Source organism: Amphritea pacifica (genome assembly GCF_016924145.1).
Lineage (GTDB): Bacteria > Pseudomonadota > Gammaproteobacteria > Pseudomonadales > Balneatricaceae > Amphritea > Amphritea pacifica.
This window is the reverse complement of record NZ_JAFFZO010000009.1, coordinates 11384-37533: the sequence shown is the minus strand read 5'-3', so window position 1 is coordinate 37533 and position 26150 is coordinate 11384. Positions and strand designations below refer to the sequence as shown.

At 50.7% G+C, this 26150-nt stretch carries 30 protein-coding genes and 1 tRNA gene; 22 read left to right on the top strand and 9 right to left on the bottom strand.

Annotated elements, in window-relative coordinates; all coding sequences use genetic code 11:
• Positions 1-161 precede the first annotated feature (161 nt).
• The 10 genes from upp (at position 162) to JW499_RS06325 (ending at position 8970) form a co-directional block, all read left to right on the top strand.
• Positions 162-788 (top strand): uracil phosphoribosyltransferase, encoded by a 627-nt coding sequence (gene upp, locus JW499_RS06370; protein ID WP_091359944.1) that lies wholly within the window; start codon positions 162-164, stop codon positions 786-788.
• Between the two features lie 10 nt (positions 789-798).
• A complete protein-coding gene (locus tag JW499_RS06365) occupies positions 799-2103 on the top strand; it encodes a uracil-xanthine permease family protein (protein WP_416135399.1) in 1305 nt (434 codons plus the stop codon).
• Between the two features lie 158 nt (positions 2104-2261).
• Positions 2262-3116, top strand: a complete 855-nt coding sequence (locus JW499_RS06360; RefSeq protein ID WP_205209811.1) for a 3-hydroxybutyryl-CoA dehydrogenase — start codon at positions 2262-2264, stop codon at positions 3114-3116.
• A gap of 617 nt (positions 3117-3733) precedes the next feature.
• Positions 3734-4849: a copper resistance protein NlpE N-terminal domain-containing protein gene (locus JW499_RS06355; RefSeq protein WP_205209810.1), complete on the top strand. Its 1116-nt coding sequence runs from the start codon at positions 3734-3736 to the stop codon at positions 4847-4849.
• A gap of 500 nt (positions 4850-5349) precedes the next feature.
• Positions 5350-5610 (top strand): hypothetical protein, encoded by a 261-nt coding sequence (locus tag JW499_RS06350; RefSeq protein WP_205209809.1) that lies wholly within the window; start codon positions 5350-5352, stop codon positions 5608-5610.
• A gap of 75 nt (positions 5611-5685) precedes the next feature.
• Positions 5686-6483: a DUF5677 domain-containing protein gene (locus tag JW499_RS06345; RefSeq protein ID WP_205209808.1), complete on the top strand. Its 798-nt coding sequence runs from the start codon at positions 5686-5688 to the stop codon at positions 6481-6483.
• A gap of 371 nt (positions 6484-6854) precedes the next feature.
• Positions 6855-7091: a type II toxin-antitoxin system RelE/ParE family toxin gene (locus JW499_RS06340; protein ID WP_232846265.1), complete on the top strand. Its 237-nt coding sequence runs from the start codon at positions 6855-6857 to the stop codon at positions 7089-7091.
• A gap of 48 nt (positions 7092-7139) precedes the next feature.
• Positions 7140-7433: a HigA family addiction module antitoxin gene (locus JW499_RS06335; RefSeq protein ID WP_205209807.1), complete on the top strand. Its 294-nt coding sequence runs from the start codon at positions 7140-7142 to the stop codon at positions 7431-7433.
• A 569-nt stretch (positions 7434-8002) separates the two neighbouring features.
• Positions 8003-8326, top strand: coding sequence for a hypothetical protein (locus JW499_RS06330; RefSeq protein ID WP_205209806.1), 324 nt, complete (start codon positions 8003-8005; stop codon positions 8324-8326).
• Between the two features lie 206 nt (positions 8327-8532).
• Entirely contained in the window at positions 8533-8970 is a 438-nt protein-coding gene (locus tag JW499_RS06325) for a hypothetical protein (protein ID WP_205209805.1), read from the top strand.
• Here the strand turns inward: JW499_RS06325 and JW499_RS06320 are convergent, their stop codons facing one another.
• The 3 genes from JW499_RS06320 to JW499_RS06310 all read right to left on the bottom strand — a co-directional run bounded on the left by JW499_RS06320 (position 8971) and on the right by JW499_RS06310 (position 12032).
• Positions 8971-10146 (bottom strand): vWA domain-containing protein, encoded by a 1176-nt coding sequence (locus JW499_RS06320; protein ID WP_205209804.1) that lies wholly within the window; start codon positions 10144-10146, stop codon positions 8971-8973.
• 13 nt (positions 10147-10159) lie between these two features.
• Positions 10160-11005, bottom strand: coding sequence for an AAA family ATPase (locus JW499_RS06315; RefSeq protein WP_205209803.1), 846 nt, complete (start codon positions 11003-11005; stop codon positions 10160-10162).
• A gap of 112 nt (positions 11006-11117) precedes the next feature.
• Complete coding sequence (locus JW499_RS06310) at positions 11118-12032, bottom strand: DMT family transporter (RefSeq protein ID WP_205209802.1); 915 nt, start codon at positions 12030-12032, stop codon at positions 11118-11120.
• Between the two features lie 155 nt (positions 12033-12187).
• On the opposite strand from JW499_RS06310, the gene JW499_RS06305 reads away from it, so the two are divergent.
• Together JW499_RS06305 and JW499_RS06300 are read left to right on the top strand one after the other, a co-directional pair.
• The gene (locus JW499_RS06305; RefSeq protein ID WP_205209801.1) at positions 12188-13105 is read left to right on the top strand and encodes a LysR family transcriptional regulator; all 918 of its coding nucleotides are present in this window, start codon (positions 12188-12190) and stop codon (positions 13103-13105) included.
• Positions 13106-13258: 153 nt separating this feature from the next.
• Complete coding sequence (locus JW499_RS06300) at positions 13259-13861, top strand: nitroreductase family protein (protein WP_205209800.1); 603 nt, start codon at positions 13259-13261, stop codon at positions 13859-13861.
• Positions 13862-13920: 59 nt separating this feature from the next.
• Here JW499_RS06300 and JW499_RS06295 read toward each other — a convergent pair whose 3' ends face one another.
• Positions 13921-14421, bottom strand: coding sequence for a DUF3237 domain-containing protein (locus tag JW499_RS06295; RefSeq protein ID WP_205209799.1), 501 nt, complete (start codon positions 14419-14421; stop codon positions 13921-13923).
• 104 nt (positions 14422-14525) lie between these two features.
• Complete coding sequence (locus JW499_RS06290) at positions 14526-14864, bottom strand: DUF2956 domain-containing protein (protein WP_205209798.1); 339 nt, start codon at positions 14862-14864, stop codon at positions 14526-14528.
• Positions 14865-15054: 190 nt separating this feature from the next.
• On the opposite strand from JW499_RS06290, the gene JW499_RS06285 reads away from it, so the two are divergent.
• The 3 genes from JW499_RS06285 to JW499_RS06275 all read left to right on the top strand — a co-directional run bounded on the left by JW499_RS06285 (position 15055) and on the right by JW499_RS06275 (position 16973).
• Entirely contained in the window at positions 15055-15972 is a 918-nt protein-coding gene (locus JW499_RS06285; protein ID WP_205209797.1) for a DUF808 domain-containing protein, read from the top strand.
• Between the two features lie 176 nt (positions 15973-16148).
• Positions 16149-16646 (top strand): hypothetical protein, encoded by a 498-nt coding sequence (locus JW499_RS06280; RefSeq protein ID WP_205209796.1) that lies wholly within the window; start codon positions 16149-16151, stop codon positions 16644-16646.
• A gap of 81 nt (positions 16647-16727) precedes the next feature.
• Complete coding sequence (locus JW499_RS06275) at positions 16728-16973, top strand: hypothetical protein (RefSeq protein WP_205209795.1); 246 nt, start codon at positions 16728-16730, stop codon at positions 16971-16973.
• 321 nt (positions 16974-17294) lie between these two features.
• Here JW499_RS06275 and ppa read toward each other — a convergent pair whose 3' ends face one another.
• Positions 17295-17828, bottom strand: coding sequence for an inorganic diphosphatase (ppa, locus tag JW499_RS06270; RefSeq protein WP_091359908.1), 534 nt, complete (start codon positions 17826-17828; stop codon positions 17295-17297).
• Positions 17829-17940: 112 nt separating this feature from the next.
• Positions 17941-18912, bottom strand: coding sequence for a class 1 fructose-bisphosphatase (locus tag JW499_RS06265; protein ID WP_205209794.1), 972 nt, complete (start codon positions 18910-18912; stop codon positions 17941-17943).
• Between the two features lie 274 nt (positions 18913-19186).
• On the opposite strand from JW499_RS06265, the gene mpl reads away from it, so the two are divergent.
• The 5 genes from mpl (at position 19187) to JW499_RS06240 (ending at position 23758) form a co-directional block, all read left to right on the top strand.
• Positions 19187-20572: a UDP-N-acetylmuramate:L-alanyl-gamma-D-glutamyl-meso-diaminopimelate ligase gene (gene mpl, locus JW499_RS06260; protein WP_205209793.1), complete on the top strand. Its 1386-nt coding sequence runs from the start codon at positions 19187-19189 to the stop codon at positions 20570-20572.
• A gap of 2 nt (positions 20573-20574) precedes the next feature.
• Positions 20575-21201, top strand: a complete 627-nt coding sequence (locus tag JW499_RS06255; protein ID WP_205209792.1) for a flavin prenyltransferase UbiX — start codon at positions 20575-20577, stop codon at positions 21199-21201.
• 76 nt (positions 21202-21277) lie between these two features.
• Entirely contained in the window at positions 21278-21979 is a 702-nt protein-coding gene (tsaB, locus tag JW499_RS06250; protein ID WP_205209791.1) for a tRNA (adenosine(37)-N6)-threonylcarbamoyltransferase complex dimerization subunit type 1 TsaB, read from the top strand.
• A 124-nt stretch (positions 21980-22103) separates the two neighbouring features.
• Positions 22104-22907: an undecaprenyl-diphosphate phosphatase gene (locus JW499_RS06245; protein WP_205209790.1), complete on the top strand. Its 804-nt coding sequence runs from the start codon at positions 22104-22106 to the stop codon at positions 22905-22907.
• A gap of 50 nt (positions 22908-22957) precedes the next feature.
• The gene (locus tag JW499_RS06240) at positions 22958-23758 is read left to right on the top strand and encodes a class I SAM-dependent methyltransferase (RefSeq protein ID WP_463427520.1); all 801 of its coding nucleotides are present in this window, start codon (positions 22958-22960) and stop codon (positions 23756-23758) included.
• 23 nt (positions 23759-23781) lie between these two features.
• On the opposite strand, the gene JW499_RS06235 is transcribed toward JW499_RS06240, so the two are convergent.
• Positions 23782-23991 carry a SlyX family protein gene (locus JW499_RS06235; RefSeq protein ID WP_091359891.1) on the bottom strand — a complete coding sequence of 70 codons (210 nt, stop codon included), beginning with the start codon at positions 23989-23991 and terminating at the stop codon, positions 23782-23784.
• A gap of 205 nt (positions 23992-24196) precedes the next feature.
• Here JW499_RS06235 and JW499_RS22645 point away from each other — a divergent pair, with 205 nt between their 5' ends.
• Positions 24197-24604 (top strand): cold-shock protein, encoded by a 408-nt coding sequence (locus JW499_RS22645; RefSeq protein ID WP_269814542.1) that lies wholly within the window; start codon positions 24197-24199, stop codon positions 24602-24604.
• A 70-nt stretch (positions 24605-24674) separates the two neighbouring features.
• Here JW499_RS22645 and JW499_RS06225 read toward each other — a convergent pair whose 3' ends face one another.
• The gene (locus JW499_RS06225) at positions 24675-25289 is read right to left on the bottom strand and encodes a DsbA family protein (protein ID WP_205209789.1); all 615 of its coding nucleotides are present in this window, start codon (positions 25287-25289) and stop codon (positions 24675-24677) included.
• Positions 25290-25417: 128 nt separating this feature from the next.
• Between JW499_RS06225 and JW499_RS06220 the strand changes: the two genes are divergently transcribed.
• Positions 25418-25494 (top strand) — tRNA-Met (locus tag JW499_RS06220).
• Positions 25495-26150 lie beyond the last annotated feature (656 nt).

Below are 26150 nucleotides of genomic sequence, written 5' to 3'. Positions count from 1 at the left end.
AACGAGCAACGAGCAACGAGCAACGAGCAACGAGCAACGAGCAACGAGCAACGAGCAACGAGCAACGAGCAACGAGCAACGAGCAACGAGCAACGAGCAACGAGCAACGAGCAACGAGCAACGAGCAACGCAATTTTCTACGCTTTAAGAGAGACTCCCTGATGCAGATTCATGAGATCAACCACCCTTTAGTAAAACACAAAATCAGCCTGATGCGGGCTGCGGATATCAGCACCCGTGCATTCCGCCAGCTGGCGGCAGAGGTTGGCGCGCTGCTGACCTATGAAGCAACTAAGGATCTGAAAACTGAAGTCTATCAGTTTGAGGGCTGGTGCGGTGAGATGACCGGTGAGCAGATCAAGGGCAAAAAGGTGACGGTGGTGCCGATTTTGCGTGCCGGCATCGGCATGCTGGACGGCGTGCTTGATCTGATTCCCAGCGCCAAGATCAGTGTGGTGGGGCTGTATCGTGATGAAGAGACACTGGAGCCAGTGACCTATTTTGAACGGCTGACCAGTGATATGGAAGAGCGTCTGGCGCTGGTGATCGATCCGATGCTGGCCACCGGGGGGTCAATGAATGCCACCATCGATATGTTAAAAAAATCCGGCTGTAATGATATTAAGGCGCTGGTGTTGGTAGCTGCCCCTGAAGGGATCAAAGCGGTCAATGAAGCCCATCCCGATGTTGAGTTGTATGCTGCAGCGGTGGACAGCCATCTGAATGAGAATGGCTATATCATTCCGGGGCTGGGTGATGCCGGCGATAAGATCTTTGGCACTAAATAAGGGGTAGATGATGTCAGATATGAACGAGGTTCTGGACGGCACCGAACCGGTATGGCGCACCGTTCTGGCGGGTTCTCAGATGCTGTTTGTTGCCTTTGGTGCGTTGGTACTGATGCCGCTGCTCACCGGCATGGACCCAAGCGTCGCCCTGTTTACTGCGGGTTTAGGCACCCTGTTGTTCCAGTTTGTCACCCGACGGCAGGTGCCGGTGTTTCTGGCATCTTCTTTCGCCTTTATCGCCCCGATTATTTATAGCACTAAAACCTGGGGGATGCCGGCGACCCTGGGGGCGCTGTTCTGTGCCGGACTGGTGTATATGTTGCTGGCACTGGGGGTGAAACTGCGCGGTGTGGGGTTTCTGCACCGGTTGCTACCTCCGGTGGTGGTCGGGCCGGTGATTATGGTGATCGGTCTGGGGCTAGCACCGGTTGCGGTGAATATGGCGATGGGGAAAGCGGGGGATGGCAGTGTTGAGCTGTTCCCTTACCTCGATTCGATGGTTGTATCGATGTCGGCACTGCTGACCACGTTGCTGGTGGCAACCTATGGCAAAGGGATCTTTCGTCTGCTGCCGATTATGGCCGGGGTGGTTGTTGGTTATATTGTGGCGAACTTTTACGGCATGGTGAACTATCAGATCGTCGCGGATGCTGCTTTTATCGCGGTTCCCTCCTTTGTTTTTCCGGAACTCAACTGGCAGGCGATTCTGTTTATGGTGCCGGTGGCTATCGCCCCTGCGGTCGAACATGTGGGGGATGTGCTGGCGATTGGTCATGTCACTGGTAAAGACTATATTAAGAAGCCCGGCCTGCACCGCACCCTGTTCGGTGATGGTCTGGCGACCTCTGCTGCTGCGCTGTTTGGTGGTCCGCCGAATACAACCTATTCTGAGGTTACCGGTGCGGTGATGCTGACCCGCTCCTTTAATCCGATGATTATGGTGTGGGCTGCCGTATTCGCTATTCTGCTGGCATTTGTCGCTAAATTTGGCATCCTGCTGCAAACCATTCCTGCACCGGTGATGGGGGGGATTCTGATTCTGTTGTTTGGCTCCATCGCTGCGGTGGGTCTGAACACCCTGATTAAAGCGAAAGTCGATCTGGCAGAGCAGCGTAATCTGGTGATTGTCGCCACCACCCTGGTATTCGGCATCGGTGGCATGATGATTGGTAACGGTGAATTCAAAATGCAGGGCGTCAGCCTGTGTGGCGTGGTTGCGATACTGCTGAACCTGTTACTGCCGGGGGCCAAACCCGCTTATGATCTGCATGAAGAGCAGGCGGTGGTGGATGATCTGGTCGATCACGCCAAATAATCGATCTGCACTTTAACGATACCGACTAAAACCGGCTCAGGCCGGTTTTATTGTGTCTGAAGCATGAGAAAGGTGTATAAGGGTATACCCGTATTTTTTGTTGAATTTATCGGTCAATAATGGAACACTGTCGTCTGATTTGAAGAGGATTAGCTGAAATGACGATTAAAAGCTTTGGAGTGGTGGGCGCAGGTCAGATGGGCGGTGGTATCGCTCAGGTGGCGGCAGTCTCCGGTTTTGATGTGGTACTTTATGATCTCAATGATGCCGCGCTGACGCGGGGTGTTGGGGCTATCAGCGCCAGTCTGGCGCGGATGGTGAACAAAGAGAAACTGACGCAGAGCGAAGCAGACCGGGCGCTGGCGCGTATTCAACAAACCACCGATATGGCTGCGATGGCTGCAGTCGATATTGTGGTTGAGGCGGCCAGTGAAGATGAAGAGATTAAGAAAAATATCTTCCGTAAACTGGATGAAGTCTGCAAACCCGATGCAATTCTGGCCACCAATACCTCATCGATCTCCATCACCCGGCTGGCGGCAGTCACCTCCCGTCCGGGCAAAGTGATCGGTATGCACTTTATGAACCCGGTACCGATGATGCAGCTGGTGGAGATTATCCGTGCCCTGCAAACCGATGATGCCGTGTTTGATGCGGTTAAACAGCTGTCGCTGGATATGGCTAAAGTCCCGGTGGATGTGAATGATGCCCCGGGCTTTGTTTCCAATCGTATTCTGATGCCGATGATCAACGAAGCGGTGTTCTGTCGCTATGAAAACCTGGCGTCAGCGGAAGAGATCGATACCGTGATGAAGCTGGGCATGAGTCACCCGATGGGGCCGCTGGCACTGGCGGATCTGATCGGTCTGGATACCTGCCTGAGCATTATGGAAGTGCTCTACGATAACTTCAAAGATTCCAAATACCGTCCCTGTCCGCTGCTGGTGCAGATGGTCGATGCCGGTTACCTGGGGCGCAAGAGCGGACGCGGTTTTTATCAGTATGATAGCTGATCGTTAAGCATTGCTGACTGGATAAAAGCGCCCGTTCAGGGCGCTTGTTTATTTAACCTCATATCCTTCATACACATAGCTCTTCATAAAAAATTTTTCACAGGCATCGTTATCTGAATGTTGTCGAACCTATTTTCCTGAATGATCCCATTTTGTTTTTCTTCCTGTGTATCTCTGTATTGAACAGGCCCGTTTCTTGCTGTAGCTAAGGTTACTGAATTAACAGCTAACGACTGAAACGCTGTTTTGTTATGGCTGAAATGAACAGTCTGACGGCCGGCGAGCGTCTGCTGCGGCTGGGCTATCGGCCAATAACAGCTTGGGTTTCAGATAGTTATAGGTGGGGGAAACTATCGGCGAGATAAAACAATCGTGAATTTTTAACCAACAGCGTTTGTCTGAGGATAAACCGTTTACTGGATTATCTGTCCGGTAGGGGTGGCCGTGGCCAAAAAACCAGAGCCATAGCGGCAACTCTGTTCCTCATTCAATGATGCCCGTGATTGATAGCTTGGCTGAGCGCCTGAGCGGGATTTTTGCGCCCTGAATAAATGGATAACTGCCTGTTTAAAATAGGCGGCCCGGGGTTTTATTGCCTGAAAAATGGAGTAAACAGCATGATTATAAACAGTAGTCAGATAGCGTTTAGTGCAGAACATGAGAGATCAGAGTTCCGGGGGATGACCAGCACTCTCGACAACAGAGGGCAGGGCAGCCAGTTTGTTGCACAACTGGAGGCGCTGATAGCCCGGTCGCAGATGGTAGGAGCCGGGGATGTTGCAGAAGCCGTAACTGACGCGGACTCAGCGAACCGGTTGTCGTTTGGATCAGCATCACCGATAAACCCCTTTCGTGGTTTCTTTCAGACAGTTGAGGGTGATGATTATCAGAACCAGGAGAATATTACCCAGGCACGGCTCTGGCAAAGTCTGTTAAAGGCGATTCAGCCTGACTTTCCGTCACAGCCTCTGCCTCAGCTTTTGCCGCAGCCTTTATCGCCGTTGGATTCCGCGGCGTTCAGGCTTGCAGAGCTATCCGGGGATAGCCCTTCTGTCGAGCTAAAGCCCCGGATGTTGAGGTTGCAGCTCAATGTCAGCGAAACGGTTGAAGAGTATGAGTGCACCCGCTTCAACAGCTGCGGCACCGTAAACACCGCTGATGGCCAGTCAATTGACTTTAATCTCAGTCTGGAGATGGAGCGTAGTTATAGTGCTACCCGGGAATATAAAGAGACCCAGGAGTTAGTATTCACAGACCCGCTCATCCTCAATTTTGAAGGTAACTATGCGGATCTCAGCAATGACAAGTTTGAGTTTGATCTGGATGCCGATGGCGATAAAGAGCTGATCAGTTATCTGACCGGCAGCAGCGGCATGCTGGCGCTGGACCGTAACGGTGATGGCATTATCAATGATGGATCGGAACTGTTTGGTGCCCGCACCGGAGATGGCTTTGCCGAACTGGCCGACTACGATGAGGATGGTAATGGCTATATCGACGAAGCCGACTCAATCTTTGATCAGTTACTGATCTGGAATAAAACCCGCGAAACTGACTCGCTGGAGAGCCTGAAAGACCGGGATATCGGCGCGATCTATCTGGGCGCCAGCGCGACCCCCTTTGATATCAAAGGGGAGGGCAATCAGCACAACGGCACCGTCAGAAACAGTGGTGTTTATTTCAGTGAAAACGGCGAGGTCGGCACATTGCAGCAGATCGATATGGTTGTTTGAACAAAAGGTTATTCAGGGCGAACGGCCCTGAATGGCCCAGACCGCGGCTTCGCCGCTCGCTAGCCGCTAGAACATCGCTTCGCGACTTGTTAGAAAAAGCGAAAAGCGATAGCCCACAAAAGTCTTTCAGCTATCAACGGGGTTTTCAGAAAACAGGGTTTAGTTTATCCCTCTGAGCTGTTGCGCTAATGACGCTTTTCAGCCGGGTAATTCTATGTAACTATTAACGCATTCAGGACTGAATACCCGCGGCAATCAGGGATTGTAAATGCAAATAATTCTTAACAATGAGCATTTTGTCGTGCTTCTGCAGATATACGACAAGCTGTCGTATTTCTCCAAACGGTTATTTTCAGATTATTTCTTTGAGCTTAAAGAATTAGAAGTGTGTTCTAATGTAAATTCTAAGCGGGATATACGACAAGGTGTCCTATTTCCCCAAACCTGTTGTCGTATATTTAGCTGTTATAAATATCAAGCAAACAACAAAGGAGTATGAAATGAAATTTCAGGGAGCTGTAATCTTGGAGCAAGGTGTTACCTTTGCAATAGTACTTGTGAAGAAGTCAGTTTTATCAAGTAATGCAAGGGCAGATGAAGTACGCGCCAGTTTTCAACCATACTTCCCTGGCTTGCCATTAGTTCTTGCTGCTCAAGATGCTTCAGGCCGCTTTGAGTATCAAGGTAGAAAAGATCTGGTAAACTTTTTAGCAAATTTACATCCAAGCCAGATTCCATGGAGCGAATACACCACTTCATAATAGTTCTTTATAACAAGCAAAGGCAGCGGATGCTTCGCACCGCTGCTTTGGGCGTTAGATAACAAGGAGGTATCGTTGAGTAATTTCGAAGAAGTGGGTTTTCTTGCAGAGGATATGACCTCTATATCTGATGCATTAAGCACCGAATATGGTGCTTATTTAGAAATATGTGACGAACTGAATAGGTTTTCGCAAAAGTTTCAGTATGACTTTGAAGCGAATACTTCTGATCCAGCGCAATTACTCTCTGTAATACTTTTTTCTAGGGTGTTATCTACATATCAAGCATCTTTACTAGTGGCACATCGAGGGATGAAACAACAGCTTAAAATGTTGATACGTTGTGCATTAGAGCCGCTATATCCTCTTGTAGCTATATCAAAAGACAGGGATTTTGTTTGTAAGCTTATTGAATCTGAAGAGGTTGAGCGGTGTAAAAATATAAAAAAAATAATAAGGTATAAAGAGAGAAATGGACAAGAGGATGATGACCTTAAAGAAGCGAGGTCGCTTTATAAAGAGCTGGACGCCAAGATAAAGAAGGAGAAACTGAAAAAAATTAGTGTCTTCGACTGTGCGCAAAAAGCAGAGCTAAGCGATTGGTACGATACCCTCTATGCATTAATGAGCAGCACATTACATTCTTCGATTCGTTCGCTTGAAGAGGCCCTTCATATGGATGAAGAGCAAAATCGTATATTGGCGCTAAAAAATGAGCCTGAAATAGATAGCTTCGATGATCTGCTTATTGCGCTTGCAGAGTGTCTGATGAACTCATTGTTGGCCGTGTCTAAAGTGTTATCGATGAATGAGCCTGAAATCATTGAGAAATGCAGCGCTAAAATTAGAAGCCTAAAAGGGGCTATTGTCTAATCGGGTCTAACCCTCAGCCCCCACAACACCCTGCATGCGGCTCCGCACAGGGCGTTTCATTTGCCATAGTGAAGCTTGATCCATCCATCACGTAACTCATACAACCCCTGGGATTTTAAATAGGCATTGGATAATGCCTGATTTATTCCTGGCGATTTTGAACTGCGCCATGGGCCTTTGCTGGTGATGCCACACGCAACTGCTGCCTGAACTCGAACGCCCCAGAGCTAAAGGGGTCAAAGCCCTTTAATCCTTTAATCAGGTATTGGAATCAATAGGCTCAGAACAATCGATTTGTGCTTTCTCTGGTGGGTTGCTGATTTAGCGATTTGTATCTTGACGCTGTTGCGCAACGCGCTACACTATAGGCCATGATTAAGACTTTCAAGCACAAGGGACTGAGGCTTTACTACGAAACCGGCAGTATACGCGGTATTCAGGCGAAGCATGCCAATCGCCTGCGTATGCAACTGGTGGCTTTGGATACTGCGCTGGAAGTCTCAGATCTCGACATTCCTGGATACAAACTCCATCCAATGAAAGGTGACCGTAAAGGTATTTGGGCGATTTCAGTTAGCGGCAACTGGCGATTGGCGATTGACGTTTGAGTTTCGCGATGGACATGTGTATCTGCTTGAGTATGAGGACTATCACTAATGGCTATGTATAACCCTCCACATCCCGGTGAGTTCATCTCTGCCACTTACATGGAGCCCTTTGGGCTAAGCTGTCGCTATCTGGCGCAGCAGCTAGATGTTTCACCGTCCACATTAAATCGCATCATAAAACTGCAAAGTGGTGTCAGCCCTGAAATGGCACTGAGGTTATCGAAAGCTCTGGGGCGTAGTCCTGAGAGCTGGCTTGCAATGCAGGATTCCTATGATTTATGGCATGCCAATAAGCGCATTCAGCTGGATAGAGTGCAAAAAGTTGAACTCACCGCTGCATAACCAAAGCTAAAGGGGTCAAATACCTACATTAAAGGTAGAAACCTTTATATCTCGCTGATAATGGATTGCATAGTTAAGATATACATTCCCACGCGGGAGCGTGGGAGCGAGTTATTTTCTTGCACCTGAGCCCCTTTAATCCGCTGAACCAACGCTTTTTCTAGCAAGCGACGCAGTCGCGTCGAGCCACTAGCTAGCCGCGCAGCGGCGGTCTCAAGCTAAAGCTGTCAACGTCCTTAATCAGGACTAGCCGGGCAGCAGAGGATGATAAATTCCCCTGAACTCGTTCCGCTCTGGCTGTTACCTCAGTGCCCTCTGTGTTCTCTGTGGTGCATACGCTCTTAAAACTAATAGAGGCCGAGGTAGTTATTTCGTTCGCTTATTCTGTTTTTGTGAATAGTGTAAGTCACCTACCAATCAGCAATATTTATTACTCTCCGGCAGTCTATAACGGGGGAGGACTCTTTTAGGATGCGAATACATCAGTGGTCATCCGTTTACTTTAGTTTTACGGTTGTTATAGTATTTCGCTTGCCATATTCGAAATAACACTCACAAGGAGGTGTGTGATGAGTCAACTGACGGCTGATGAGAAGAATCAGGTGAAGAGGGTTTTAATTAGCCTTTATGGCCGTCAGGCTGAAAGCTGGGCGATCAATGCGAGAGTTCAGTCATTGTTTGTGAAACTTATGGATGAGATTTCAACCTGTTCTGATGCCATGCAGTGGGTTCCCAGACCGTACTCTGGCGTTAATCCTATTGCGTATATTAAGAAAGAAATACGCAATATCGCTAAGCGGTATTTTTCAGAAGCTACATCTTATAAATCCTGTTCCGCTGGTGCTGCCTATAAAATGAAAATGGACTTTGTTTTAGCGGGTAATGGATTATGAACAGTATAAAGCTAAAATTTCTAACGACGCTGGCTATTTTACTTCTCTCCGGCTGCGCCAGCCAGAGTAACTCAGAACAGGAGGGGGACCCGCTTGTTAGCCAGTTTTTACAGCAGAGCCGGGAGTTTCGCTGCCAGGACGACGCCTGTTTACGTTATGCAGAAGCTTTAGCGGATAAGCCGAACCGAACGGGCTGGCTTTCATCGGTGCTGATTGAACCCGGTTTGGAAATAGGTTTGTTTGAACCGGTAAAACGCTATGTTTATGCCGGTGATATGGCTATTTTTATTTTGTCATCAGATAAGCAGATTGCCTTACAGACCCTGAAGTATAGTGACTTTGTGCCCGCTGAATATCCCCAACGCCCCCCGGTTAGCGAATTCTTTCGCTGTGGGTTTGATGGTGATTCTGATATTGCCGATCAATCGGTATGTAACGCCGCACTTCAGCTTAAAAGTGTTTTCGGCCTAACCCGCCTGAAGCGTTATGAGAGTAAAAAATATCTGCTGTATAGTGGGTATGACGTTGTTCAGGAAAAGATTTTTTCATTTATTGTGCCAAAAGATCCAGAGCGCTCAGTCGTGTACCTCTATGAAACTAAAGGCTTTAGTCAGCATGACACAGTGAGCTTTTTGCAGTGGTAATTATTTAGACAGATAGCGAATGCCATCCTCCAGCCCCTCAAGGGTCAGGGGGTACATCTTGTTATCCATAATATTTTTGATCATCTGGGTGCTGGCGGTGTAGTCCCAGTAGCGCTGATGACTGGGGTTGAGCCAGATCGCTTTCTCCCAGGTATCGAGAATCCGTTGCATCCAGACAGCGCCTGGCTCAGGGTTACGGTGTTCAACACTGCCATAGCGCTCGGTGACCTCGTAGGGGGCCATGGCAGCATCGCCGACGAAGATGACCCGGTAATCACGGCCATAGGTGTGCAGCAGGTCAAAGGTGTCGATATGCTCGTTCCAGCGGCGTTTATTATCTTTCCATACCCGTTCATAGACGCAGTTATGAAAGTAGAAGTATTCCAGATGTTTAAACTCGGTGCGGGCGGCGGAAAACAGCTGTTCACACTGGCGGATGTACGGGTCCATTGAACCACCGACATCAAAGAACAGCAGGACTTTAGCGGCGTTATGCCGTTCCGGCACCATCTTCAGATCCAGCAGTCCGGCATTGTTGGCGGTGGAGCGGATGGTGTCATCCAGATCCAGTTCGTCGGCGGCGCCGGTGCGGGCGAATTTACGCAGCTTGCGCAGTGCCACTTTGAGATTGCGGGTGCCCAGCTCGACACTGTCATCAAGATCGCGGAACTGACGTTTCTCCCACACCTTCACAGCGCGCTTATGTTTGCTTTCGCCGCCGATACGCACCCCTTCCGGGTTGTAGCCGCTGTGACCGAACGGTGAGGTGCCGCCGGTGCCGATCCATTTGCTGCCCCCGGCGTGGCGCTCGTTCTGCTCTTCAAAGCGTTTGGCCAGGGTCTCCATCAGTTTGTCCAGACCACCGAGTTTCTCGATCTCGGCTTTGTCCTGTTCACTGAGGTTGCGGATAAAATCAGCTTCGAGCCACTGTTCGGGCACAAAGTTATCAAACGGGTCGGGCAGCTCGGCCAGCCCTTTAAAGTAGTAGCCGAACGCCAGATCGAAGCGGTCGAAATATTTCTCATCTTTTACCAGACAGGTGCGGGCCAGCAGATAGAAATCATCCCAGCTGGCAAAGGCGAGATGATTTTCCAGGGCTTCCAGCAGGGTCAGCAGCTCTTTGATCGAGACCGGCACCTGTGCTTTGCGCAGGGTGTAAAAGAAATCGACTAACATCAGTGACTCCGGTTTAGCGGCTTTCGCGGCGGGCCATAAATGCCAGGCGTTGCAGCATATGCACATCCTGCTCATTTTTCAGCAGGGCACCGTACAGCGGTGGGATCGCCTCGCTGGGGTTACGGTTTTGCAGCAGGTCGACGGGGATATTGTCCGCCAGCAGCAGTTTCAGCCAGTCGATCAGCTCCGATGTCGAGGGTTTCTTCTTCAGACCGTTAATGTCACGCACCTGGAAGAAGATCTCCAGGGCTTCATTGACCAGATCTTTCTGAATGTTCGGGAAATGAACATCGACGATCTGTTTCATGGTTTCGGCATCGGGGAAGTTGATGTAGTGAAAGAAGCAGCGGCGCAGGAAGGCGTCCGGCAGCTCTTTCTCGTTGTTACTGGTGATGATAATAATCGGACGGTGTTTGGCGACCACGGTTTCGCCGGTCTCGTATACGCTGAACTCCATCTTATCCAGCTCGACCAGCAGGTCATTGGGAAACTCGATATCCGCTTTATCGATCTCATCGATCAGCAGCACCACCTGCTCGTCGGCATCGAACGCTTCCCACAGCATCCCTTTACGGATGTAGTTTTTAATATCGTGCACCCGGTCGTCACCCAACTGGGAATCCCGCAGCCGCGATACCGCATCATATTCGTACAGCCCCTGCTGGGCTTTAGTGGTCGATTTGATATGCCAGCGCAGCAGTTTTTTGCCAAACGCCAGAGCCACCTCATCGGCGAGCATAGTTTTGCCGGTACCCGGCTCACCTTTAATCAGCAGGGGGCGTTGCAGGGTGGCGGCAGCGTTGACCGCCATCCGCAGATCATCGGTCGCAACGTAGCGCTCGGTACCTTCAAACTTCATCTGACTTAACCTCTGAGGAAACTGTTACCAAAGATGATTATCTTAGCAGAAAAGTGGTATCGGGATATGCGGACCGCTTAACATTTCAGGACAATCGCTATGCATCTACCGTTCAGGCATTTTGTGGAAAACGCTTTTCCTGCTGCACCAGTAACATGGCGAGCAGAACCAGCGCGATGCCCGGTAACAACTGCCACTGAAAAACCGCAGAGCCAAGTAACAGGTTGATAATCAGCACAAACACCGGCGTGAGAAAACTGTAAGCAGCCACCTGCGTTGCGCCCAGTACGATGGTGCCTAACTGCAGCAGGAAAAAACTGACCAGCGTGGTAAATACGGCGAGATAGAGAATCCCCAGATAGACATTGCTATCAACATCGCGCCATGCAATCTGGTCCAGACCTGGAATGGACAGAAGCAACAGCCAGAGGGCACCGAAGCTGATCACCCAGAATGTCATCAGCTCCATCGGTTCTCCGGCATAGAATTTTCTGATCAGCGGATTGTAGGTGCCCATAAACAGGCAACCGAGGGTAAACAGCAGATCACCACGGTTAATATCCAGCTGTAACAGGCTGTCGAGGTCGCCACGGAACACGATCCAGAGCGCGCCCAAGGTGCCCAGCAATAACCCGCTGGCCCGACGTGTTCCGGTGGCCTCCCGGTTGATAAAAAAGACATAGACCGCGGTCATCGCGGGCACCGTGGTGTAGATCGCACCGGTATTCAGGGCACTGGTGTAGCGCAGGGCCTCAAACATACACCAGAAAAAAACCACTAACGGGATACTTAAAATGGCATAGCCCAGCAATCGCCGGGGGGGCGGAAGGTGCCAGCCATTCCTGATAAACACATAGGGGGCAAACAGCAACGCGGCTAATGCAAAGCGGATCAGCATCATTACCTCTGGCGGTAATCCCGATGTGATCAGCGCGCCGACAGGGAATGAGCTGGCAATAAGCGCCACCATCAGAAGCATCAACAGGTGAATCAATGTGCGTGGATAGTGTGGGGACTGGCTGTTCATAGTGTTCTCGGTAAATACTCTCTGTTATCGCTCTCTGTTAGTGCTCTCTGTTAGTGCTATGGAGTGATGGAGTGCAGATTAACCTGTTTTGAATTGACTGATAATCCCCGTTTTTGGAGAATAACTGTTGAGTTAAAGTAAACAGTGAGGGTTTTATGGATACGATGGGTGCCATTCCGGTGTTTGTTGCCGTGGTGCAGTATGGTGGCTTTTCCCCGGCGGCGCGCTTTCTTGGCCTGTCTAAATCGGCAGTGAGTAAGCGTATCTCGCAGTTAGAGCAGCAGCTGGGGGTAAAACTCCTGCACCGGACAACCCGCAAGCTGAGTCTGACCGAGGCGGGGGAACACTACTTCGAGCACGCCCTGAAGGCAAATTTGGCGGCCCGGGATGCGGAGGATGCGGTGGCTCAGTTGCAGGGTGAGCCGCAGGGGCGGCTGCGTATCAACACGCCGATGTCCTTTGGCCGTTTGCATATGGCACCGATGATCCCCGAGTTTCTGAAACAATATCCAAAGATCCGTATCGACCTGGTGATGGATGATAAGCGACTCGATCTGGTCAGTGGAGGTTTTGATATTGCTATCCGGGGCGGCGCGCTGCCGGATTCTTCACTGGTGGCGCGCAGGCTGGCAACCCTGAACAGTGTGCTCTGCGCCTCTCCCGACTATCTGAACAGCCAGGGATATCCGCAACAGCTGGATGATCTGTTGCAGCACAACTGTCTCTCATTCAGCTATTCCAATGACGTAAAAGAGTGGAGCTTCAGCAAAGATAATCAGCGTCACTCGGTGGTGGTGTCGGGCAGTTATCAGGTGAACAACAGTGAAGCGTTGCTGGAAGCGGTGCGCCAGGGGCTGGGGATTGCCCGCTTGCCCACTTTTGTCGCAGGGCCTGATATCCGTGCTGGCAACCTGATTGTACTGTTTCCAGAATATAAGATGCCGGTGCTGGATATTAATGCGTTGCTGATTGAGCGTCAGTATATGCCAGCCAAGGTTCGCGCGTTTCTGGATTTTGCTATTGAGTATTTTGGCAGTGAAACCCCCTACTGGGAGGAGGGGATCGATATTTGATCCCGATTACTGTTCGTTTTTTCTCAACATTGTTTTTATATTTAGGGGTGTTATCAGTCAATAGTAAACAATTTAACCTGTGCATCATGATCTGACAGAGCGGTAAGCGACTCCGTCAGGCCCTTTTAACCGATGAACAGTTAAGGATTTATTATGGACCTTTTTTCCGCCATTGAAGCGCGCCGCGCGACTAAGCATTTCTCCAGCGACGATCGGGTCAGTGAAGCCGATTTTGAACGGATTATGAGAGCGGTTCTGCTGTCGCCCACCTCATACAATATTCAGCACTGGCGGTTTGTCCGGGTGACCGACCCGCAGCAACGTTTACGGATTCAGGACGCTGCCTGGGGACAGAGCCAGATAACCGAAGCGGCAGAGCTGATTATTCTTTGTGCAGATACTCAGGCCTGGCGTGATAATCCGCAGCGTTACTGGGCCAATACCCGTGCTGAGGTTCAGGCTGTGATGTTGCCGATGCTGGAAGCCTTCTATGCGGGCAAAGAGCAGTTGCAGCGGGATGAGGCGCTGCGTTCCTGTGGGATGGCGGCGCAGACACTGATGCTGGCGGCCAAAGCGCTGGGTTATGATAGCTGTCCGATGATCGGCTTTGACAGTGAGCAGGTCGCCGACATTATTAATCTGCCGCCGGGCCATCTGATCAGTATGGTGATTACGGTCGGCAAGGCGTCGAAGCCTGCTAACCCCAGAGCAGGGCAGCTATCCCTCAATGAAGTGCTGCTGGAAAACCGCTTTTAGCCAGGCAGACTCTGGCGTTCACCGCCGTTGCAACGTCATCCGCACGGCCAGTAGATCGGCTAATTCAGTCTATAGATCTTAATCAGCACGGCACTGGGTTTGCCCGGATCTTCGATGGTGCCAAAGAAAATATAATCATTGAGCCAGGCATATGGCCCGGGCTGGGTATGAAAAATCGGGGTGGTTCTGGCGTATATCTGACTGGCTAAAGGCTCCTGGCCATTCTGAATACGGGCTTTGGCTGACTCATCCGGCCGCCAGATACCCCGGTTATCGATAATAATGATCTGATTGTCCGCGGTTTTAATGCGATACAGGGCGCTCACTATCTGGGTGCCGTCCTCCCGTTCTATTGCAAAGTCTGCACCGCCGGGAACGATTATCCCCTCTGTGCCGAGGCCCTCAAAGGTGCCGCCGATGATCGGGTAGTTAAGGCGGTTACCCTCCACCCCTTTGCCCATATATTCGGTGGGGCCCAGTTCAACCATCAGTTGCAGAGCCAGTGAAGAGGTGAAGCCATTGCCAAGGCTGATATCCGGGTTGTTTTTGTGTTCAGCCATAGGGGTATCCATCCTAAGCGGTTGAGAAGCTCCGGGGCGATTCCCGGGGAGTGTTCCGCTTAATCATTTCAGAGTTCCCACTGATCCTGAATACCCCGGAGTCATTAGAACGGTGGGAAATACAGCGCATAAATAGCAAAGCCGAGCCAGCTCAGAAGCAGTAGTCCCCAGCTCAGTTTGCTCTGCAGGTAGACGGTTTTCTCCGGGCTTTCGGGCTGTGGGTTCTGTGATGCGGGAGCCTGCGTACGCTGCAGTTTGCGCTTCTGCTTATCCAGCTCGCGGGATTTTTCTTTATGGCGTTTCTTGTACTCCTCAATCCCTTTCTGAATTCCCTGGGCGATCAGTTTGGTCTGCTCTTTGGTCTGTCCTGGCCGCTGCGTGGCTCTGGCAACCTGCATCGCTTCAGCCACGACCTCGTTGGATACTTTTGCTCTTTTTGCCATGATCTTCTTAAAACTCCTGTTTTCCGCGCTGGCTCTGCCAGAATATCGGTTTTATTATCACACGGATAACGGGCCGGTTGGTTTGAGATAAGATATTTTTGTTCTGTGACAGACAATCGTCGCCATAATTGAGTATCCTCTGCAAAGGATAGACCCCTTCAGGAATTAGCCGTTTAAAAAGGACCGGAACATGGCAGGCTCAAGCCTTCTTGCGTTAATAGATGATATCGCGACACTACTGGATGATGTTGCCAGTATGACTAAAGTGGCGGCGGGAAAAACCGCCGGTGTGCTGGGGGATGATCTGGCGCTTAACGCTGAACAGGTATCCGGGGTGCGGGCGGATCGGGAACTGCCGGTGGTCTGGGCGGTGGCCAAAGGTTCGCTGGTGAACAAGATGATTCTGGTGCCCGGGGCGATGGCGATCAGTTATTTTATCCCCTGGCTGATTATCCCGCTGTTGATGCTGGGGGGGCTGTATCTCTGTTTTGAAGGGTTTGAGAAGGTCGCGCATAAATTTATCCATTCCGGGGATGCGGACCAGCAGCACCATGCTGAACTGGCCTCTGCGGTGGTCAACAGTGAAGTGAATATCGTTGAGTTTGAAAAGCAGAAGATCAAAGGGGCGATTCGTACCGACTTCATCCTGTCGGCTGAGATTATCGTGCTGACGCTGGGGACGGTCGCGGCAGAGACGCTGACGGTGCAGCTGGGGGTGATGCTGGGGATCGCTCTGCTGGTGACCGTGGGTGTTTATGGTCTGGTGGCCGGGATCGTAAAACTCGATGATCTTGGGCTGTATATGGTGCAAAAACCCGGTGCAGCGAGTGTTACCCGCAAGCTGGGGCGGGGCATTGTATCAGCTGCGCCGAAACTGATGAAGGTGTTATCCGTGGTTGGCACTATCGCCATGTTTCTGGTGGGCGGCGGTATCCTGGTGCATGGTTTACCCTTTCTGCATCACTTTGTGGAAGGTCTGATCGTCGATATGAATGCAGTGCTGCACTGGCTGGTGCCGGTGCTGTTCGATGCTCTGGTGGGGCTGCTGGCTGGTGCCGTGGTGCTGGTGATAGTGGAAGCTGGCAGGAAGCTGTTTGGCCGAGCCTAAGACTTCCTGACTATGTTTTGAAACTGCTCATAATAATAGGATATGGCGCTATAGCTTGATCTTAAAGTGTTACTTCTTGACCTTAAAGTGCTAAATTTGCATAGTTGAGCACTGATGGCTTACCTGTGTTCTTGCGAGTCATTGGCGAAAATTTTAATCCTGCTAAGGAGGGCGGTTTGAAAAAAACATTGATAGCATTTTGTCTTTTATTCCTCTCCAGTGTTGCATATGCCGAGACACTGGTTATCTCACAGAACATCTCTGTTGATTATGAAACGCCTGCAATATTGGCGCACTCTGGAGATCAGTTAATCTTCAAATATGAGGATTGGTCCTTTTCTCATTCAGTGGTTGATCCTGAAGAACTCTATCCTGCAATTGATCTGACAGGGTTGGATCAGGACTTTATCGTAAGCATTTTTGTTCCGGAGAGTCGAAAAATTCTACCCCCCTGGCTTGCCCTGCTTGCTAAAGAACAGGGGGATACATTCGGTGTAGAGCTGGATAATATTAAGCTAAAGGCGCTGGCGGGTGGAAGGGTTTACGCTACTTACTCAATGGAGGCTAAAGAGGGGAATATTTTTGTTCTGGAGGAACAAAAAATTCATCATTTTCAATTGCTTGGAGCAAAGGAGACCTTTCAGCGTCTCTTGAACAACATTAAGGACAGATAAATGAGACTAGACCTCGTAGAGCGACAAGACCTTAAGGCTTTTTTATTGAAGGTATATGGCCCTCAGGTGAGTAGCTGGCCCATGAATGATAAGGTTTTTGATTTAACATATGTGATGGTTTCAGAATCCTCTAAGTGTTCTGATTTAATGGATTTAGTTCCGAGGCCCATCGCTATTGGGCAGTCACCAATCAGGTATTTAACCAAGCAGGCCCGTTCCTTAATATTAAGAAGGCTAAAACAGCGGGAACAGCATTATGCAGTATGTGTGAGTACGGCGGCTCTGCGAATGAAAATTAAATTTCAAATGGCGATTTCCGGTATTTAGTGAATATTCACTTCGCACGACTGACAGAGTTGTTTTACTTATCAGTGTGTAGATCGTGGTTCTTTAGTAAAAGAGCCGTATCTGGCGCAATGCTTTTGATCTTAAGGTAAGAGGTTGATAATCAGCGACCTGTGAGAACGAGTTCTCGTCGCGATCAATACCATTCGGCATTCAGTAATCAATCAGTGTGCGGGTGAGTCTTCAGTCTATCGTTTTGATGGGTGATAGTATCACGAGTAGCGTAGGGCGCAGCTACAGTTAAGAACATAAAAAAGGCCGCTGCATAACGCACCGGCCGTTTTAGTAATGAATAGCAGCGGATTACTTAGCGGCTTCGTAAGCTTTCTGAGCTTCAACGATAGCGGCTTTAGCGGCTTCAGCGCCTTCCCAGCCTTCCACTTTAACCCACTTGCCCTCTTCCAGACCTTTGTAGTTCTCGAAGAAGTGCTTAATACGGGCCAGCAACAGTTCTGGCAGATCAGTCACGTCATTAACGTTTTTATAGGCTTTGCTCAGCTTGTCGTGTGGCACTGCAACCAGCTTGGCATCTTCACCGGCTTCGTCGGTCATGTTCAGTACGCCAACCGGACGGCAGCGGATAACTGAACCTGGCACAACCGGGTAAGGTGTAACCACCAGTACGTCCAGGGCATCGCCGTCGTCAGCCAGTGTGTTATTGATATAACCGTAGTTCGCAGGGTAGAACATAGGCGCGGCCATGAAACGGTCAACGAAGATTGCTCCGGAATCTTTGTCGATCTCATATTTAACCGGATCGCTGTCCGCTGGAATCTCGATGATTACATTGATGTCATTTGGCAGATCATTGCCAGCAGGGACTTTTTCAAAGCTCATGTATCGCCTTCCTGTTTAAGTGTGAAATCTGTTTGAAATCCAAAGGCCGCATTATATACAGCCCTTGGTTAAAATTTGAATACGACTTAAAGATCATAAACTGACGATTCAGTTAGTCCTTAGCGTGATACTTCATCATGGTTTCTACTTCCGCTTTGGAACCCAGACCGACAGAGACCCGCTGGTGGATCTTTTCGGGTTCCACATCCATGATGTGGCCGTAACAGGTGGTGCTCAGACCGCCCGCCTGTTCAACCAGAAAACTCATCGGGTTGCCTTCATACATCAGCCGCAGTTTGCCGGGTTTGGCCGGATCGCGGCTATCCCATGGGTACATGAAAATACCACCACGGGTGAGAATACGGTGTACTTCAGCGACCATGGAGGCCACCCAGCGCATATTGTAGCGCTTACCCAGCGGCCCCTCTTCGCCCTGTAACAGATCAGCCACATAGGCTTGCATCTCGGGTTCCCAGAAACGCTGGTTGGACATATTGATACCAAACTCCTGAGTGTATTCAGGAATTTTTACATTCTCTTCGGTGAGAATGAAATCGCCACCATGGCTCAGGGTAAACATATGCACGCCGTTACCGGTGGTCAGTACCAGAACCGCACAGGGACCGTACAGAACATAACCGGATGCGACCTGCTTACGGCCGCACTGCATGAAGGCCGCATCACTGCCACCATCCATCCCTTCAGGCTTTTCCAGAATGGAAAAGATAGTGCCGACAGAGACGTTAACGTCGATATTGGATGAGCCATCCAGTGGATCGAAGGTGACCAGATATTTACCTTCGGGGTTGCCGCCGACCGGGTGGTCCTCCTCTTCTGAGGCCAGACCCGCAACCGTGGGGTTATCCAGCAGTACCGCTTTCAGAATATCGTTGGAGATGATGTCGAGTTTCTTCTGGGTTTCCCCCTGAACATTAATGCCTTCAGAGGTGCCTAACACACCGGCCAGAGCACCTTCGCGCAGTTTAATAGCGATCTCTTTGCAGGACAGCATCAGACTGTCAATCAGGTCAATAAGATCATCGGGAGTATCGTGGTGCTTGAGGTACTGGTTTAGCAGTCGCATGTGGCCAAAAAACCTATGGGTTCAGGAGTTAAAAAATTGTCATAATTTTACGCTGATTAACGGGGTAATTACACCGTAACATCGATAATTAACTCAAAAAAACGGCAATAGCGTCGATTGATTTCAATCCTCTGGTAGTCAGTGCCGGGTTTAGTTTATATGTTCAGCTTTTATGTGAGGATGTTAATGGCTGAAAAAGGGCTAAACGGAGTCGGCTTAACTGTTATCATAGGGCGATATTTTTGCGATAGAAGCTGATCTGGAGAACTTATCCTTGCACGTTCATATACTGGGAATCTGTGGCACTTTTATGGGCAGTCTGGCGGTACTGGCAAAAGAGCTGGGGCACCGGGTCAGTGGCTCAGATGCCAATGTCTATCCGCCGATGAGTACTCAGCTGGAACAGCAGGGTATCCACCTGATCGAGGGGTACGATCCGGCGCAGCTTGAGCCGGCCCCGGATATGATCATCGTTGGCAATGCTATGACCCGGGGAAACCCCTGTGTTGAATTTATGCTGGAGCGGGGCTTGCCTTATACCTCAGGGCCGCAATGGTTGTCGGATAATCTGCTGAGAGATAAGTGGGTGCTGGCGGTGGCCGGCACCCACGGGAAAACCACCACGGCGACGATGCTGGCCTGGCTGCTGCAACATGCTGGCATGGCGCCGGGGTTTCTGATTGGCGGCGTGCCGAAAAACTTTGATCGTTCAGCCCGGGTGGGAGAGAGTCCTTTTTTCGTCATCGAAGCGGATGAGTATGATACCGCCTTCTTCGATAAACGCTCTAAGTTTGTCCATTACCACCCCCGCACCCTGATTCTGAATAATCTGGAGTTTGACCACGGCGATATCTTCGATGATCTGGCAGCGATTCAGCGGCAGTTCCATCATGTGGTCAGAATTGTGCCGGCTAACGGTCAGGTAATTATGCCTGCGGGCGTTGAATCACTGGAACAGGTGATCGCACAGGGCTGCTGGACACCGGTGGTAAAAACCTCGGTGGGTGATGATGCGTTGTTGAATTGTGATGCTGAGTGGCAGGCGCGGCTGCTTAAAGCTGATGGTTCTGAATTTGCAGTACTGCATCGGGGTGAAGAGGTGGGGATTGTACGCTGGAATATGACCGGGCTGCACTCGGTTAATAATGGTTTGATGGCGCTGGTGGCGGCGCGTCATGTGGGTGTGCAGGTCGCGCATGCCATTGAGGGGTTGTGTAACTTTGGCGGTGTAAAACGGCGTATGGAGCTGATCGGCGAAGTAGCCGGGATCCGGGTTTATGATGATTTTGCTCACCATCCCACTGCGATAGAAACCACCCTGCAGGGGGTGCGTGCGCAGGTGGGGGATGCCCCCGTCATTGCCGTGATTGAACCCCGTTCCAATACCATGCGGATGGGGATACACCGGCAACAACTGGCACACTCGGCAGGGCTGGCGGATAGAGTGTTCTGGTATCAGCCTGCCGGGCTCGAGTGGTCGCTGCAGGATGTGGTGGATAGTTGTCTTAATCCGGCCTTGCTGGCACGGAAAACGGACGACATTATCGACGAGCTGGTTGCCAGTGCTCAACCTGGAAGCCATATTGTGATTATGAGTAATGGTGGTTTTGATGGTATTCACACCCGCCTGGTTAAGGCGTTGCAACAGAAGTGGGGTTGAAGGTGACAGATTCCTATAAAGAGAGAATTACTCTGGCGATCACCGGCGCCTCGGGTGCGCAGTATGGTTTGCGTCTGCTGGAATGTCTGGTGGCTGCCCGCTGTCAGGTGCTGGTAATGATCTCCAAAGCCGCGCAGGTGGTGATCGCTACGGAAACCGATGAAGCACTGCCGGGCTCTGCAAAAGAGCAGCAGGTCTGGCTGACTCAGCGCTTTTCCGCGACGGCCGGCCAGATCCGGGTGTTCGGCAGGGAGCAGTGGATGGCCCCGGTGGCCTCGGGTTCGGGGGCGCCGGGAAAGATGGTGGTGTGCCCCTGTTCAACCGGCGCATTGTCTGCCATCGCCACGGGCGCCAGTAATAACCTGATTGAGCGGGCTGCGGATGTCGCCCTGAAAGAGCGGCGTCAGTTGATTCTGGTGCCCCGCGAAGCCCCTTATTCTGAGATCCATCTGGAGCATATGCTGAAGCTGACACGGATGGGATGCGTGGTGATCCCTGCCAGTCCAGGGTTTTATAATCGTCCCCAAACCATTGAGGATATGATCGACTTTGTGGTGGCACGGATTCTGAATCAGCTACAGATCGAACAAAACCTGCTGCCGCGCTGGGGTGAGGATAGCCTTTGCTGATCATAGCGCTTAAAATGCAGCGCTTTTCCAAGGTTCACAGCTGAACCTGCTTTTTCATAGATAGCGGATACTACAGATGGCCAAAATTCTTGCCCTGGATACATCAACGGATGCCTGTTCAGTGGCTCTGTCGATTGATGGTGTTATTCAGGAAGATTTTCGTGTGATTCCCCGTCAGCATACCCGTCAGTTATTACCGATGGTGGATCTGATGTTGTCCTCCGCCGGGCTGCAGGTTAAGCAACTGGATGCCATTGCGTTTGGCCGGGGGCCGGGCTCTTTCGCCGGTATCCGTATTGCGACCGGTACTGCCCAGGGGCTCGCCTTCGCGGCTGACCTGCCGTTGTTGCCGGTGTCCACACTGGCGGCGATCGCCCTTAAAGCGTCAAGGGAACATAACGCTGAACGCATTGTCAGCACTCTGGATGCGCGAATGAATGAGTTGTACTGCTGCGCCTATGAGATGCGCGATGGTTTACCCCAGGCGCTGGATAAAGAGATCGTCAGTTCGCCCGAGAATATTGTTCTGCCCGAGGGGGATAACTGGTTTGCCGCCGGGCGTGGCTGGATCTATCTCGATAGCATGTCAGCTGCAGTACAACAGGCTGTCTGCGCTCCGGAGCTGGATATCTACCCCGCGGCAGGGATGATGTGTGAGTTAGCTGTTGCTGCCTTTGCCCGGGGCGAGGGTGTCTCTGCTGAACAGGCCCAGCCGGTCTATCTGCGCGATGAAGTCTCCTGGAAAAAGGTCGCTGACCAGAAGAAGAAAGGGCAATGATACGACTCTCTGTCGAGTCCGGCCTGAACATCTGTTGGTCATAGAAAGCCAGTAACATCGCATCAGATGCGGCGCCTAACGTCAGTTTGCATATGTAAAGTATTAGATTGAGGAGAAGTTCAACATGGATTGGTTTCAGGTAGTTTTTTTAGCGTTATTGCAGGGTCTTACAGAGTTTTTACCTATTTCAAGTTCGGCGCACCTGATATTACCGTCGCAGCTGTTTGGCTGGGTTGATCAGGGGCTGGCTTTCGATGTTGGTGTGCACATCGGTTCGCTGACGGCGGTGATGATCTATTTCCGTCAGGATATCTGGCGCATGATTGTTGCCTGGACCGGCAGTCTGGTTGGCCGCGGCAGCAGTACGGATTCCCGGCTGGCCTGGTATGTTATCTGGGCGACTTTGCCCGCGGTGATTGCGGGGTTTATCTTTGAGTCTGCTGTTGATCACTATGGCCGCAGTATTCTGGTGATCGCCGGGGCCACGCTGGTGTTTGGTGCGCTACTGTGGTGGGCTGACTTCAGTCGTACAGAGGTACGGCCATTGGAAAAAATAACCCTGAAAGATGTCATCATCATCGGTCTGGCGCAGGCGGTTGCCCTGATTCCGGGTACCTCCCGTTCAGGTATTACCATTACGGCCGGTCTGATGCTGGGACTTAACCGTCAGTCAGCAGCCCGCTTCTCCTTCCTGTTGTCGATTCCGGTGATTCTCGGCGCTGGCTTGCTCAAAGGTCTGGAACTGATGCAGACTGGTACGGCGGACGAATGGACCATGGTTGTAAGCGGTACGGTACTGGCCGCAATCAGCGCGTATGCCTGTATCCACCTGTTTCTGAAATGGCTGGATAAAGTCGGCATGCTGCCGTTTGTTATCTATCGCATGCTGTTGGGATTTGTTCTGCTCGGCGTGTATTTTATTGTCTGACTAGAATTGTCTGATTAGATTAGCGCAGCCGCGAAGGAACTATCTTGATACTGCAACCCGCCCTTGCCACTGAGATTGCCGTCTGTTTTGCCGATGAGGCGGGCAGACACGATGCGCTGCAGCTGTCCGTTCGGTTAGGCCTGCCCTTGCTGGAACAGTATGACCTGCGAGACCAACAGTACGCTCAGTTGCTGATCTGTGAATCCGGAAGCCGGCGTTTGCAGCAGACTGGCCGCAAAGCGCCAGGGCCGGTGTTGGCGGATTTCGTCTCGGGTGCGGTGGCTCACCGGCGTAAATTTGGTGGTGGCAAAGGGCAGATGATCGCTAAAGCGGTCGGTATTAAAGGTTCGGTGCGGCCGCAGATAGCTGATGTTACCGCCGGTCTGGGACGGGATAGTTTCGTTCTGGCGACTTTAGGCTGTGATGTGCAGATGGTGGAGCGCTCTCCAATTATTCATGCGTTGCTGGACAGTGGCTTGCAACAGGCTCAGGCTGACCCGGAAGTGGCCGATATTGCCGCCCGGATGGCGCTGGTTAATGCTGACAGTATTAACTGGCTGGCAGAGCAGCAAACCTCGGATCAGAGACCCCAGGTGATCTATGTTGATCCGATGTTTCCGCATACCGATAAGTCAGCGCTGGTGAAAAAAGAGATGCGCGTGTTTCGTGATGTGGTAGGGGATGATCAGGATTCCGCCGCTTTGCTTGAGGCCGCCCTGCAACTGGCTGAATATCGTGTGGTGGTCAAGCGGCCCCGCAAAGCACCAGCCATTGAGGGGCAGGCGCCCAGCTATCAGCTCAATGGTAAATCCAGTCGCTACGATATCTACACGCTGAAAAGTCTCCTATAAGCAGGCTCTCTGGTGCTAGGCGATCAATAGTGCGGTGGCGGAACATCATCTTCTGCCGTGCTGATCTGGTCAGGCGCTATCTGCTTAACCTGCTGATGGAGAATCTTAATGATCTGAGTCAGCCGGGCAATTTCGGCACCCTGCTTTGCCATCTCAGCGCTCATTTTATCCAGCGCGTCTTCCTGAAATGCGATCCGTGATTCCAGATCCTCGAGTAGCGGTTGTTGCTTCATAGACCCTTTTATACCCTTCACTGTGTTTTAGCATTTAAACGGTTAATTGGTCGCAATTATACCCTATTACAGAGCTGTATCAGTGTTTGAACGGCTAAGCGATTGAAAAAAAGCATAAAAGTCGGTATATAGAGTGGTCTGGGTTCTTTTTTCTATGAGCCCTGTTTTTTTATTCAATAACTTTAATTAATTATAAGAGATCTATATGAGTGTTAATCAACTTATACGTAGTGTAGTTGTCAGCGCACTGGCTACAGCAGTCATTCTGTTTTTGCAGGGTGCATTGCCGGGCGAGGGCGGGTTGCCGTTTTTTGATATTGGCGTTGTGTTTGCGGTTGTATTGGTTAGCTGTGTTATTGCCGGCCTGGGGTCTGCCAGCGAAGAGGAAACCGATGAGAATGATGACCGCGAGTTAGGTACGGTAAAGTGGTTTAATGTGTCAAAGGGGTTTGGCTTTATTACCCGCGAAAATGGCGATGATGTGTTTGTTCATTTTCGCAATATCCGTGGCCGGGGGCATCGTTCACTGACAGAGGGGCAAAGTGTTCGCTTCACTGTGAAAGAGAGTGATAAGGGATTGCAGGCAGAGGATGTGTCTGTGGCCCGTTCCTAGTTGGTTCTGATTGAAAAACGGGAGCCTTGTCTCCCGTTTTTTATGCCCGGAAAATGAACTAATGAACTGTTCAGATCAGTTCCAGGCTGGCGCAGCGCTGCAATAGCTGGTCCCGGCTGCAGTAGCCAGCGCAGATCACCTGAATGCCTTTCTTTGTTTCCAGCCCAAGAAACGGAAATCCCTGAATGCCGTGTTGCTGACAAAAGTCGAGGTCTTCAAACAGGGTCTGTGCGGTTTTCTCGCTATACATCTGGCTGGAGAAACGTTTACGGTTTAAACCGATCTCTTCGGCCAGATCGGTCAGCACCGCAAGATCGGAAGGGTTGCGGGCTTCCCGGTAATAGGCTGTCTGAATGGCTTCAGCCATCAGCATACCGCTGCCGTTGCTGATCAGGTCAGCACTGATGACCGCACGGCAGGCGGGGTAAGTGGATCTGCGGGGCTGACACTGTTTCCAGAACTCATGATTAAAAGGGGTTCCGGTGCGTTGTTCTATTTCATGCCATGTTTGCGCTATTGCCTGCTGCATCTCGTCTGCCATCGGCTGATCGTTATCCGGTGCGAGTCCCCCCATATAGCAAAATATCCGGATCCCCGGGCGCAACCGGCTGATCATATCCCTGAGGTGCGGCTGAAAGGCATAACACCAGCTACACATGGGATCCATTACGTAAATCAGTGACATACACAACTCCGTTCAGAACGCCTTCTGGTAGTTTAGTTATATCAGATCAGATTGAGTAATTAATTGAAAAGATTATTTATTTTCATTGCTTTTGTTGAATTGTAACAGTAATATGCCTGCCACGTTGATGCGGGGTGGAGCAGCCTGGTAGCTCGTCGGGCTCATAACCCGAAGGTCGTCAGTTCAAATCTGGCCCCCGCTACCACAACGGAAAAACAAGACTAGCCGCAAGGCTGGTCTTTTTTTTGCCTGAAATTCAGTTTGTAGATCGGTATAGAAAGCGTCGGGCTCGGCTCTACATAAAAGCTCTGGAAGGTCGTTGGTTTAGATCTGACTCTGCTACCACAACGTAAAGATAAGCTAATCGAAAGATTGGCTTTTTTTTCGCCTGAAATTTGGTATTAATATCCAGTATCGTTAAGAAAGCGTCGGGCTCGGCTCTACATAAAAGCTCTGGAAGGTCGTTGGTTTAGATCTGGCTCTGCTACCACAACGGAAAGATAAACTAATCGAAAGATTGGCTTTTTTTTCGCCTGAAATTTGGTATTAATATCCAGTATCGTTAAGAAAGCGTCGGGCTCGGCTCTTGATAAGGGCAGGAAGGTCGTCGGTTTAGATCTGGCCCCCGCTACCAACGTAATAATTAAAGGTGTGTCGTAATGACATGCCTTTTTTTGTGCCTGAAATTCGGCGGTTTTAAGCTAGCATAGAAAGCGTCGGGCTCGGCTCTTTATAAGGGCAGGAAGGTCGTCGGTTTAGATCTGGCCCCCGCTACCAACGTAATAATTAAAGGTGTGTCGTAATGACATGCCTTTTTTTGTGCCTGAAATTCGGCGGTTTTAAGCTAGCATAGAAAGCGTC